The organism is Isoptericola sp. NPDC057191, assembly GCF_042670225.1.
Classification (GTDB): domain Bacteria; phylum Actinomycetota; class Actinomycetes; order Actinomycetales; family Cellulomonadaceae; genus Isoptericola.
This window is the reverse complement of record NZ_JBHUWC010000010.1, coordinates 39,454-51,124: the sequence shown is the minus strand read 5'-3', so window position 1 is coordinate 51,124 and position 11,671 is coordinate 39,454. Positions and strand designations below refer to the sequence as shown.

Genomic DNA, 11,671 nt, shown 5'->3' with positions numbered 1-11,671 from the left:
ACCGTCGGCGCCACGGGCGCCGGCGGCGCGGCGAGCATCTCGACCGGGGCGGCGGCAGGCTCGACGGCGGCCGCCGCCAGCGGTGCCACGGGTGGCGCGGCGTCCCTGGCCGGCGCGGCCACGGCGAGCGTCGCCACCGGGTCGGCGGCCACCGCGGCCACGGCGGGCACCGCGGCGGCCGCGGGCGCCGTCATGGGCACGACGGCGGGGGTGGCGGCCGCAGCGAGCGCCGTCGCCGTCGCGACGGTCGGCGTCGTGACCGTCCTCAACGCGATCGGCACCAGCCACGAGCCCCCGGCGGCGGCCCCGACCGCCCCCGTGACGGTCGAGGGCCGGCCGTGGGCCGCGCCCGGCGACACGACGGACGTCGCGGTCGAGCCCGGCGAGGTCAGGACGGACGAGCCGGGCGACACCGACGACCCCAGCACGGACCCGACGAACCCCGTGAACCTGCTCCCCACCACGCCGTTCCCGCCGGTCGCCGACCTCGCCGTCTCTGCGGCGGCCACGCCGCTCCAGCCGCGCACCAGCCAGCCCCTGGTCCTCACGGTCGCGAACACGGGCGGCGCCGACGCCGACGAGGCGGTGGTCGAGGTCGCGCTGCCCGCCGGGGTCGACCTGGCGCTGCCCGTCGCGTCCGTCGGGGCGACCACGGTCGGGACGATCGCCGCCGACGCCCTGGCCTGCAACCCCACCGACGCGACCGGCCGCACGGCGCGCTGCACGCTCGGCACGATCCCGGCGGGCGGGTCCGTCACCGGGTCGGTGCCGGTGCGCGCGAGCGCGGGCGGGGCCTACGTGATCGGCGGGTCGGTGTGGGCCGCCGGCGTCGCGCCCGAGGCGCTCACGCTGCCGCCCACCACGGTGCTGCCCTACGGCGCCGAGCTCACGGCGTCCACGGGCGACGTCGTCCCTGTGTCGAACCCGGGCTCCGCCTGGGTGCCGGTCTCGGTGCGGAACACGGGCGACCAGGCGGCCGTCGGCTGGTCCGTCGCGCTGACCGTGCCGCCGGGCCTGCGGCCCGTCGCCTCCGACGGCGACCTGACGTGCCTGCCCCCGACGGACGGGACGACGGCGGACGGCACGGTCTGGACCTGCGTCGCCGCCGCGGACGCCGCGCCGCTGGGACCGGGCGAGCAGCGGTCGGTGCGGCTGCGCGTCATCGCGGACGGGACCGCCACGCCGGGAGCGGTGACGGTCGCCGCCGCGCCTCAGCTGCCGGGTTCGACCCACACGTTGTCCGGGGCTGCCGCCGTCACGGTGGCCCAGCCGTGGGCGGGGGCCGCCGGCGGGGCACGGTCCGTCCAGGCGCTCTGCCTCGCGTCCGGCGGCGTGGGCATGGCGAACGCCGCGGTCCGCGGCACGTACGTCAACCTCACGGACCAGGTGGTGACCGTGCGGCTCGACGCGGCAGGGAGCTCCGGCCCGACGTCCAGGGAGCTCGCGCCGGGAGAGTCGGTCACCGCGGACGTGCCGGACGGGCTGCGCGTGCCGTCGGGTGCGGCGTCGTGGGCCGTGTCCACCACGCTGGGCGGCCAGACCTACCGCACCACCGTGCCGGGCGGCCCGCACCAGGCCGTCGACTGCTACGACCCGCGCTGGGACGTCTCGAGCACCGCCGTGGTCTCGGACGACGACGGCCGCATGCAGGTGCGCGGCACGCTGACCAACATCAGCGACGAGCCGATGCGGGCGGGCATGTCCGCCGCCGGCGGGGTCACCGAGCAGAAGCGCCTCGCGCCGGGGGAGACCGCGACGTTCGTCGTGCCGACCGACCGCACGGCGCTCGACGCGGGCACCGCCGAGTTCCAGCTGTACCGCTGGGTGGCGGACTCCGACGGCGACGAGCCCGCGCAGGGCGTGGTGCCCGCCGTGGCGCCGGTCAAGCGGTACGAGGCGGCGTCGCTCGCCCCGGCCGTGGGCGGTCCTGCGGCGCTCACCGCGGCCGAGTGCAGGTTCGACTCCTCGGCCGACACCTCGTGGCGCACGGTGACCATCCCCGTGGACAACTCGGGCTCCACGTTCCCCGTGCGGTTCGCCGTGACCGACGGCACCGGGGAGGGCCGCGCGGCCGTCCTCGCGGCCGGCGCGAAGGGCCAGCTCCAGGTGTCGGTCCCGTGGAACACGAAGAAGGTCGCGGTGACCGCCGACGGGCGCGGCCTGACCAGCGTGGACGTGCCGGCGTTCGAGAGCTGCGCCACCGCGACGTGGCCCGACGACGCGGTCGACCTGAGCGTCGCGACCCAGTGCGTCGACGACCAGGCACAGGTGGCCGTGGCCGTGCGCAACCGGGGAGCGGTCGGGTGGAGGGCGCGGCTCGGGGACGGCGACCCGTCGCGCGTCCCTGCGGGGTCTGCCGCCACGCTCACCACGTCCGCCGGGGGCCTGAACGCCGACGCCGGCTCGGCGACCGTGCGGCTGACGCGGACCGTCGAGGAACGTGACCTCGTCGTCGAGCGGACCGTCGCCTACGACGCCGTGTCGTGCGTCGTCGTCGCTCCGCAGGCCCGGCAGGAGCCGGGCGACGTCCAGGTCACGAAGAACGGCTGGCGGTCGGCGTCGACCCGCTCCGTCTCCGTCGTGCTCGACAACACGGGCTCGTCCGTCCCGCAGGACTTCGTCGTGGAAGGCACCAACGGAGCCCGCGTGACGACGACGGTGCCCGCCCGGCAGAGCGTGCGCGCGGACGCCGGGACCGTCGACGGCCCCCGCGGGGCGACGTTCACCGTGAGCTCCGGCGACTGGTCCTCCGACCTCGTCGTCGACCCGTTCACCGGCACCTCGGGCTGGTGCGCCGCACCGCACCGCTGGGGCGCCGGTCACGAGGTGGGCGACGTCGCGTCCTGGCGCGGTGGCAACTACCGCTACGTGGGCGCGCAGGCCAACGGTGGGGAGGGTGGCCAGGGTGCCGGCGACGCGGCCGCTGCCGACACCGGCAGCAAGGGGAACCAGGGCAACGGCAACGGCGCGAACGGCAACAGCGCGAACGGGAACGGCAACGGGAACGGCAACGGGAACGGCAACGGTCAGGACTCCCAGGGGAACCAGGCTGCCGGGCGCTGGGCCGGCAGCAGCGGGTACCACGCCAGGTGGGAGCGGATCGGGGACTGCGAGTACCGCTGAGCGGGCCCGCCTGATCCTGCCCGGTCCTGACCGCCTGGTCCTGACCGCCTGGTCCTGACCGCATGGTCCTGACCGCCCGGTCCTGATCTTCCGAACCGGTCAGACGATGCCGTACAGCCGGTCCCCGGCGTCGCCGAGGCCAGGCACGATGTACTTCTGCTCGTTGAGGCGCTCGTCCACCGCGGCCACCACGATCTGCACGTCGACGCGCGAGCCGACGGCGTTCTCGAGCACCTGGAGGCCCTCGGGCGTGGCCAGGAGGCAGACGGCGGTGACGTCGCGCGCCCCGCGCTCCAGCACGTAATCGATCGCCGCGACAAGCGTGCCGCCGGTGGCGAGCATCGGGTCGAGCAGGAAGACCTGCCGGTCGGTGAGGTCGTCGGGCAGGCGGTTCGCGTAGGTGACGGCCTCGTAGGTGGACTCGTCGCGCTGCAGGCCGAGGAAGCCGACCTCCGCCGTCGGGATCATGCGCGTCATGCCCTCGAGCATCCCGAGCCCGGCGCGCAGGATCGGCACGACGATGGGGCTCGGGTCGCTCAGACGCACGCCCGTCGTCGTGGTGACCGGGGTGCGGATCTCCTTGGGTTCGGTGCGCACGTGGCGCGTCGCCTCGTAGGCGAGCAGGGTCACGAGCTCGTCGACGAGGAGACGGAACGTCGCCGACGGGGTGTTCTCGTCACGCAGGACGGTGAGCTTGTGGTCCACCAGCGGGTGGTCGGCGACGTGCAGGCGCATGGGCCCCACGGTACCGGGAGTTGTCAGACCGACGTCGCCCTATGGCACGCCGTGGGTCTGACAGCCTCTCGCGCCCGGGAGTTGTCAGACCCACGTCGCTCTATACGCTGGCGTGGGTCTGACAACGGGGGAGGGACATGGCCGACGACGGCGCTGGGCGCGGGCCGCGCGGTCTCGCGCTGCCCTGGGCCGACGGCGAGTTCCCCCCGCAGACGGTCAGCGGGCGGCGCGCCGTGTGGGACGCGCTCATGGGCCTGGCGCTGCACGAGGCGTCGCACGCGCTCGCCAGCGACGACGTCCCCGTCGGTGCGCTGGTCCTCGACGCGGACGGGCGGCTCGTCGGGCTCGGGCGCAACCGCCGCGAGGAGACCGGCGACCCGACGGCGCACGCCGAGGTGCTCGCGCTGCGGCAGGCGGCGGCGACCCGCGGCGAGTGGCGGCTGGAGGGCTGCACCCTCGTCGTCACGCTGGAGCCGTGCGTGATGTGCGCCGGGGCGCTCGTCGCGGCGCGGGTGCGCCGCGTCGTCCTCGGCGCGTGGGACCCGAAGGCCGGCGCCACCGGGTCTGTCTGGGACCTGGTGCGCGACCAGCGCGCCAACCACGCCGTCGAGGTCGTCGGCGGCGTGCGCGAGGAGGAGTGCGGGCGGATCCTGCGAGACTTCTTCGAGTCCCGCCGCTGACGGCGACGACTCTCGCCGCCGACGGAGGTCATACCAGGATGGACACCGCTGCCCCCACCCTCGCCGACTACGCCCGGCAGAGCCCTTACTCCGACCCCGGCCCGCACGGCGACCTGCTCGCCGCCGTGCCGCCCGTGCCTGCCGACGTCGGGCGGGCCGCGTGCGCGACGATCGTGCACTACCGCGCCGACGGGGTGCCGCTGCGCGACGACCAGCGCGCCGACATCGACCGCCGGTGGCTGGAGTCGACGCTCGACGCCGCCGTCGAGCGCCGCCCCGGACCCCTGACGCAGGGGCGTGAGCCGGGAGAGCTCGTCGCCGGGTGCTGCCGCGACCACACGCTGTTCTCGCTCGGCGTGCTGCGCCGGCACGGCGTGCCGGCACGCTCGCGCATCGGCTTCGCCGGGTACTTCAACCCGCCGTTCTTCCACGACCACGTGGTCGTCGAGCACTGGGAGGCCACCGACGACGGCGGGGGACGCTGGGTGCGCTGGGACCCGGAGCTCACGCCGGACGGGTCCTGGGGCTTCGACGTGCACGACATGCCGACCGGCCCGTCGTCACCGTTCCCCACCGCCGCCGAGGTGTGGCGCGCCATCCGCGCCGGCGACGTGGACCCGGCGTCGTACGGCGTCGCCCCGGAGCTGCCCGAGCTGGGCGGCAAGGACTTCGTGCGCGGCTACGTGCTGCTCGAGCTCGCCCACCGGATGCGCGAGGAGGTGCTGCTGTGGGACCTCTGGGGCGCGCTGCCCGACCACCCGGGCCTGACGGCGCTCGCCGCCGCCTCGCCGTCCGGGTACGTGCCCGCGGTGCCGCTGTCGGACGACGCGTGGGACGCGCTCACCGACGCCCTCGCCGCGCTGCTCGTGGCCGCCGACGCCGGCGACGCCGACGCGGAGGCGGCTCTCGCGGAGCGCTACCGGTCGGGGCTCGGCCCGCGGGGACGCGTCGCGACGCTCTCGCCCACGGGTCGGGTCGGCGTCACCGACTTGCGCGAGCGCAGCACCCGCTGGGCCGCGGGCTGACGGTCGTCACAGCGCGGCAACCCGGATGCCGAAGACGTCGCGCAGCGCGCGGCGGGCGGCGTGCCAGCCGCCCATCCCGTGCACGCCCGGGCCGGGCGGGGCGGACGCCGAGCAGAGGTAGACGCCGCCGGCGACACGGTACGGTTCCGCGCGCAGGGCGGGGCGCGCGACCATCTGCCACATCGTGGCGGCGCCGGCGGAGATGTCGCCGCCCACGTAGTTCGCGTTGTGGGCCGCCATCTCGGCGGCGGGGACACCCCGGGACGCGACGACGACGTCGCGGAAGCCGGGGGCGAACCGTTCGATCTGCGCGGTGACGGTCTCGGTGACGTCCACGTCGGAGCCTGCGGGCACGTGCGTGTACGTCCACAGGGGGCGCAGCTCGCCGCCGGACGTGGACACGCGCCGGGAGGCGTCGACGACGGTCGGGTCGCTGACCAGGCACACCGGCCGGGGGGCGTGCCGCCCAGCCGCGACCTCGCCCTCCGCCTGCGCCAGCTCGGCGCGCGTGCCGCCCACGTGCACCGTGCCCGCGCGGCCCACCTCCGGGTCCGCCCACGGGACCGGCCCCGAGAGCACGAAGTCGACCTTGGCGGCGGCGTTGCCGTACCGGTAGGCCTCGAGCGCGCGGCGCAGGCCCGGGGGGACCGCGGCGCCGACGACGTCGAGCAGCGTGCGGGGCGAGGTGTCGAACAGCACGACGCGCGCCGCGGGCACGTCGGCCGGGGTGCGCACCCGGTGGCCCGTCAGGACCGTGCCGCCGTGCGCCTCCAGGTCCGCGACGAGAGCGGCCGTGATCGCGCCCGACCCGCCGCGCGGGATCGCCCACCCGCCGTCGAACGCGAGCCCGGCGGAGCCCGCCTGTGACCCTGCACCCGACCCTGGACCCGACCGGCGTGGCGTCGCGTGCGCCAGCGTCCCCAGCAGCAGCGAGGTGCCCGCGCCGGAGAGGGACGGCAGCGGCACGATCGTGTGCGCGGCGATGCCGGTGAGCAGGGCCGGGGCCGCCTCCTGGGTGAACCGCGCGTCCCAGGCGTACGTGCCCTGCTCGGCCAGCCCGAGGCCGAACCGGGCGGCGGCGAGGACGGCACGCGCCGGGTCGGCGGCGTCGAGCACCCCGGGCGGCACCGACCGGTGGTCGCCCATCGCGAGGGCGACGACGGCCTCCCACTGCGCGGCGAGCGGCCCCATCAGCGCGCGCCACGCGGGTCCGTCCGGGCCGAGACGGTCGACTGTGCGGTCGAGGTCGCGGTAGGCGACCCCCGCCGGGCCGTCCGGCAGCGGCTGGGCGTACGACACCGCCGGCGTGAGCAGCTCGACGCCGTGCGCGGCGAGGTCGAAGGCGCGGAAGAAGGGCGACGCCCAGGCCATCGGGTGGCAGGCGGAGCACACGTCGTGCACGACGCCCTCCGGCAGGCCGGCGAGCAGGTCGCCGTCGTCCCCGGGGGCGAGGGTGCGGGCACCGCCGCCGACCGTCGCGTTCGCCTCCAGCACCGTCACGGACAGCCCGGCGCGAGCGAGCGTGACGGCGGCCGCGAGCCCGTTGGGGCCCGACCCGACCACGACCGCGTCCAGCACGATGCCTCCCTCGCCCAACCGTCAGAGGTGCTCGGCCAGCGTGACGAGCGTCTCGGTGACGCCGTCGTCCACCTTGAGCGTGGCCAGCGGGTCACCGCGCGTCTCGCCGCGGTTGACGATGACGACCGGCTTGCCCGCCTTGGCCGCGTGCCGCACGAACCGCAGCCCGCTCATCACGGTGAGCGACGTGCCTGCCACCAGGAGCGCGTCGGCGTCGTCCACCAGCGCGTAGGCGCGCTCCACCCGCTCCCGGGGCACGTTCTCCCCGAAGTACACGATCTCCGGCTTGAGCACCCCGCCGCAGAACTCGCACGCGGCGGGCACGAAGTGGCTGGTCTGCTCGATGACGGCGTCCGCGTCCGGGGCGGTCTCGATGTCCGCCACCGTCGCACCGTCGTCGAGCACCGACTCGACGAAGCCCGGGTTGAGCGCGTCCAGCCGCTCCGCCAGGTGCGCACGGCTGATGACGCGCCCGCACTGCAGGCAGATCACGCGGTCGTAGCGGCCGTGCAGGTCGATGACGTGCCGGGAGCCCGCGTCCTCGTGCAGGAGGTCCACGTTCTGCGTGATGACGCCGCGCACCACGCCCCGGCCCTCCAGCGTGGCGAGCGCGCGGTGCCCGGCGTTCGGTTCCGTCCGGTGCACCACCTGCCAGCCCACGTGGTTGCGGGCCCAGTAGTGACGGCGGAACGCCTCGTCGGCGACGAACTGCTGGTACGTCATCGGCGCGCGCTTCGGCGAGTCAGGGCTGCGGTAGTCCGGGATGCCGGAGTCCGTGGAGACGCCCGCGCCCGTCAGCGCCGTGATCGTGCGGCCGTGGAGCAGCCGGACCGCGTCGTCCACCGTGCCGTGGTGCACCACCGCGTCCGGCGGGAGCTCCCAGCGCCGGTCCTGGTACGTCGGGGCGAGCGGCCGGGGAACGGGTTGCACGCCTTCGAGCGTACGACGCGGAGCGCCGGCCCACGCGCGCCACCCACCTGCCGAGGTAGTTCCCAGCTCCGCGAGGTAGTTGCGGGCTCCGCGAGGTAGTTGCGGGCTTCGCGAGGTAGTTGCGGGCTTCGCGAGGTAGTTGCGGGCTTCGCGAGGTAGTCCTCGGCTCCGCGAAGTAGTGGCGAACGTGCCGAGGTAGTGGACTGGTCCACTACCTCGGCACGTTGTGAACTACCTCGGCTGGATCTGAACTACCTCGGCATGTTCGGAACTACCTCGGCTGGTCCTGGACTACCTCGCGGTCAGCTCGTGGTGGTGCTCGACGACGACTGGTCGGTCTGGTTGCCCTGGCCCGGCTGGCCGCCGCCCGGGCCGCCCATGCCACCGGCGGGGGCGTCGCCGGCGGTGGCGGTGCCGACCTCGGCGCCGTCGGCGGTGAGGGTGTACGTGGCGCCGTCGGTGATCTCCGGGCCGCTGAAGACGACGGACTGGGCGCTCTTGGTGAGCGTGATCGTGGCGACCTGCGCGCCGTCGGCGTCCACGACCGCCACCTCGGTGCCGGCCTCCAGCGTCGAGTCGGCGGTCAGCGCCACCCAGCCCTGCGTCGAGTCCGTCTCGGGCGCCTCGGCCATGCCCGACGAGCCGACGGCGAGCAGCGTGCCGCCCGTGGCGGTGAGACCGCCGGCGGAGTCGAGCGCGCCGTTGCCGCCGTTCGTCGGCCCCTCGACGACGACGTCGCCGCCGCTGATCGCCGCCACGCCGTTGGAGTCCAGCCCGTCTCCCTCGGCGTCCACGTGCAGCGTGCCGTCCGTGATCGTGAGCGACGCGCCCTCCTGCACCGCGTCCATGCCGCCGCCGCCCTGCGGCATCTCGCCGTCCGCGGGCGGTTGGCCCCCGTCCGCGGGCGCCTCTCCGTCCGCGGGTGCCTGCGGCGGGGCCTGCTGGTCGTCGGTCGCCGTGTCGTCGGTCGTGTCGGTCGTGTCGGACGTCGAGTCCTCCGCCTCCTTCACGGTCGCGTTGAGCCCGTCGTCGGTGGACGTGATGGCGGTGTCGCCGCCGGAGACGGCGATGGTCGCGGCCTCGATGCCCTCCTCGGAACGGGTCACGGTGAGGGTGCCGCCGGTGATGGCGACGTCGGTGAAGCCCTGCACGCCGTCGGACGCGGCGTCGACGGTGACGTCTCCGCCGGTGAGGGCGACGTACCCGGCCGTCGCGTCGTCGTCGGCGTCGGACTTGAGCCCGTCGCCGCCGGCCTGGACGTCGACCGTGCCGCCGGACACGACGAGGTAGTCCTTGCCGCGGACCGCGTCGTCCGCGGCGGTGACGGAGATGTCCCCGCCCGCGATGACGAGCCCGTCCTTGCCCGTGATGCCGTCGTTCGCGTTGCCGACCACCTCGAGCGCACCGGTGCCGGAGATCGCCAGGTCCGCCGTCGAGTACAGGGCGGCGTTGGCCGCGTTGTCGGACGTCGTGTCCGCGTACTCCTGCGCGTCCTCGAGGCGGTTCGTGGAGCCGTCGGCGAGGACCACCGACACCTGGTCGGCGTCCTGGACGTCGACGGCGGCACCGGTGGAGCTGGTGACGTCCGCGTCGTCGAGCACGAGGCGCACCACCCCGTCGGCGGACGAGTCGACCACGACCTGGCCGTCGTCGAGCGTGCCGGAGACCCGGTACGTGCCGGGCTGCGTGATCGTGACGGTCGAGCCGTCGACGGTGACGCCGTCCCCGGAGGCGGAGGCGGTGTCGCCGTCGAGGGAGACCGCGACCTCGTCTGCCGTGTCCCAGGTGTCGTCGGCCAGGGCCGCGGTGTCGTCGGGGGACAGGTTCGCGGCGAGGACGTCCTGCGCGGACCGGCCGGAGTTGTCCGTCGCGGAGATCTCGGCGGCGGTCGTGCCGGCGTCCTCGGTCGCGGCGGACGTGGCGGACGTGGCGTCGCAGGCGGCGAGCGCGCCGACGGCGAGGGTGCCGGCGGCCGCGACGGCCAGGGTCCGGGTCCAGAGCGTGCGGGGGCGGGGGATGCGCATGGTGGGTCCTCTCAGGGGACAGGGTGCAGGGAGGTCAGACGACGCCCAGCCGCTCGCGCCGCAGGCGGCGCCAGGGATGGTCGGGCAGGTCGGGTCGCAGGGTGGCGAGCCCGGTCGCGTACTTGGAGATGCGGTCGGGGCGGTGGCCGGCACGCCACAGGGCGCGGTCGGCGGACGACGGCGCGGTGCCGGCCTTGGTCTCCACGACCACGAGGTCGCCGACGTCGGCCGTGCGGTCGCCGTGCAGGGTCTCGGGGCCGGCGAGCCGCCAGCGCAGCCCGGAGTCGAGGGTCATGCGGGCGTCGGGCAGCAGCACCGTGGTGCGCCGGTACACCGAGCGGAGCACGGGGGCGAGGTCGGCCGACGGCGGTGCGTCGAGGCGGGCGGCGGCGAGCCGGTCGTCGACGAACTCCAGGCCGGCGCCCCCGAGCGGGGCGGACAGCTCCCACGGGCAGCGTTCCTTGACGGTGACGCCGCGCGCGGCGCGCGTCTTGACCTCGAGGAACGTCGTGTTGCCGGTGTCGACGTAGGTGCGGGTGCGCACCTTGAACCGGCGGCGCCGGCGGCGCGCGGCCTGTCGGAACGTGAGCAGGTCGGCCGTGTCGTAGTAGGTGGAGGCGTACGTGAAGGCGCGGTCGCCGCCGATCTCCAGCACGCGGGGCTCGGCCTGCGCGGCGAGCGTCGCCAGCAGGGCCGCGACCTCGGCCGGGGTGAGCACGTACTTGCGGTCCACCCGGGTCTGGAGCGCGGCGGTCGCGTCGACCTCCTCCAGCGTGACCGGGCGGGCGTCGGCCAGCCCGCGGGTGACGACGTCCTGCGCCGTCGCGCCCACGGCCGCCGCCGTCATCGGGTCACCGTCAGGTGGTCGTGCGCGCCGGTGGGCGCGACCTGCCGGGCACCGGGGCGGGGCAGCTCGTAGCGGACCTCGACGCGCGTCGTGTCGTTCGCGAGGTCGATCGACTGCACGCTCACGGAGTGCACGCGGGCGCCCAGCAGGGCCTCCAGGTGCGCGGTGAGCTCGTCGCGGTCGACGACGGCGCGGTCGAGCACGATCGTCTGGGCCGCGTGCCGGGCCAGCAGACGGGGATGGTCGGCCACGGCCATCACCACCAGGATCAGGGCGGACCCGGCGAGGCCGAGCCACCCGGTCGACGTGCCCATGCCGCCGAGCAGGCCCAGCGCGAGCGCCGCGAAGTAGTACGCGACCTCGCGCTGCGACAGCTCGTCGGAACGCAGCCGGATGATCGACAGCACGCCGAACAGCCCCAGGCCGAGTCCGGCGGCGATGGTGCTCGACGACAGCACGGCCGAGACGGCCAGGACGCCGACGTTGACACCGAGGTAGGCGACCACGAGGTCGCGGCGGCGGTGCCGGGGGAAGTAGAGCGCGAACGTCAGGATCGCGACGGCGACGAGGTCGACGGCGTACAGGGCGACGGGGGGCATGGGGGCTCCGGGGTCGTGGATGGACCGTTCCCGGTCCGTTGGTGGGGACGTCGCCCAGTGGACACCGCCGCCTCCGGCGTCCACTGGGGGAGACCTGGGAATGCGCTGCGAGCCGTGAAGGCCTGCTGAG

At 75.5% G+C, this 11,671-nt stretch carries 8 protein-coding genes and 1 pseudogene; 3 read left to right on the top strand and 6 right to left on the bottom strand.

Going from position 1 to position 11,671, the window contains the following annotated elements:
- Window positions 1-3,123: pseudogene (locus tag ACFT55_RS03535) on the top strand (hypothetical protein); the annotation flags it as partial.
- A gap of 99 nt (window positions 3,124-3,222) precedes the next feature.
- Here ACFT55_RS03535 and upp read toward each other — a convergent pair.
- Window positions 3,223-3,858 carry a uracil phosphoribosyltransferase gene (gene upp / locus ACFT55_RS03530; RefSeq protein WP_380241530.1) on the bottom strand — a complete coding sequence of 212 codons (636 nt, stop codon included), beginning with the start codon at window positions 3,856-3,858 and terminating at the stop codon, window positions 3,223-3,225.
- Between the two features lie 248 nt (window positions 3,859-4,106).
- Between upp and ACFT55_RS03525 the strand changes: the two genes are divergently transcribed.
- Together ACFT55_RS03525 and ACFT55_RS03520 are read left to right on the top strand one after the other, a co-directional pair.
- Window positions 4,107-4,538 (top strand): nucleoside deaminase, encoded by a 432-nt coding sequence (locus tag ACFT55_RS03525; RefSeq protein WP_380241534.1) that lies wholly within the window; start codon window positions 4,107-4,109, stop codon window positions 4,536-4,538.
- Window positions 4,539-4,576: 38 nt separating this feature from the next.
- Window positions 4,577-5,563, top strand: a complete 987-nt coding sequence (locus tag ACFT55_RS03520) for a hypothetical protein (protein ID WP_380241527.1) — start codon at window positions 4,577-4,579, stop codon at window positions 5,561-5,563.
- A gap of 6 nt (window positions 5,564-5,569) precedes the next feature.
- Here the strand turns inward: ACFT55_RS03520 and ACFT55_RS03515 are convergent, their stop codons facing one another.
- From ACFT55_RS03515 to ACFT55_RS03495, 5 genes are all read right to left on the bottom strand, one after another.
- Entirely contained in the window at window positions 5,570-7,141 is a 1,572-nt protein-coding gene (locus ACFT55_RS03515; protein ID WP_380241525.1) for a phytoene desaturase family protein, read from the bottom strand.
- Window positions 7,142-7,162: 21 nt separating this feature from the next.
- Window positions 7,163-8,071 carry an NAD-dependent protein deacetylase gene (locus ACFT55_RS03510; RefSeq protein WP_380241523.1) on the bottom strand — a complete coding sequence of 303 codons (909 nt, stop codon included), beginning with the start codon at window positions 8,069-8,071 and terminating at the stop codon, window positions 7,163-7,165.
- A 302-nt stretch (window positions 8,072-8,373) separates the two neighbouring features.
- Window positions 8,374-10,095, bottom strand: coding sequence for a carbohydrate-binding domain-containing protein (locus ACFT55_RS03505; RefSeq protein ID WP_380241521.1), 1,722 nt, complete (start codon window positions 10,093-10,095; stop codon window positions 8,374-8,376).
- A 34-nt stretch (window positions 10,096-10,129) separates the two neighbouring features.
- Window positions 10,130-10,942: a VTC domain-containing protein gene (locus ACFT55_RS03500; RefSeq protein ID WP_380241519.1), complete on the bottom strand. Its 813-nt coding sequence runs from the start codon at window positions 10,940-10,942 to the stop codon at window positions 10,130-10,132.
- Window positions 10,939-11,541: a DUF4956 domain-containing protein gene (locus ACFT55_RS03495; protein WP_380241516.1), complete on the bottom strand. Its 603-nt coding sequence runs from the start codon at window positions 11,539-11,541 to the stop codon at window positions 10,939-10,941. Before ACFT55_RS03495 ends, ACFT55_RS03500 begins: the two co-directional genes overlap by 4 nt.
- Between the last annotated feature and the right edge of the window lie 130 nt (window positions 11,542-11,671).

Bases quoted from the DNA above. Each gene is read 5' to 3' on its own strand.
- ACFT55_RS03525 (WP_380241534.1), top strand. From the start codon at position 4,107: ATGGGCCTGGCGCTGCACGAGGCGTCGCACGCGCTCGCCAGCGACGAC.
- upp (WP_380241530.1), bottom strand. From the start codon at position 3,858: ATGCGCCTGCACGTCGCCGACCACCCGCTGGTGGACCACAAGCTCACC.
- ACFT55_RS03505 (WP_380241521.1), bottom strand. From the start codon at position 10,095: ATGCGCATCCCCCGCCCCCGCACGCTCTGGACCCGGACCCTGGCCGTC.
- ACFT55_RS03500 (WP_380241519.1), bottom strand. From the start codon at position 10,942: ATGACGGCGGCGGCCGTGGGCGCGACGGCGCAGGACGTCGTCACCCGC.
- ACFT55_RS03520 (WP_380241527.1), top strand. From the start codon at position 4,577: ATGGACACCGCTGCCCCCACCCTCGCCGACTACGCCCGGCAGAGCCCT.
- ACFT55_RS03495 (WP_380241516.1), bottom strand. From the start codon at position 11,541: ATGCCCCCCGTCGCCCTGTACGCCGTCGACCTCGTCGCCGTCGCGATC.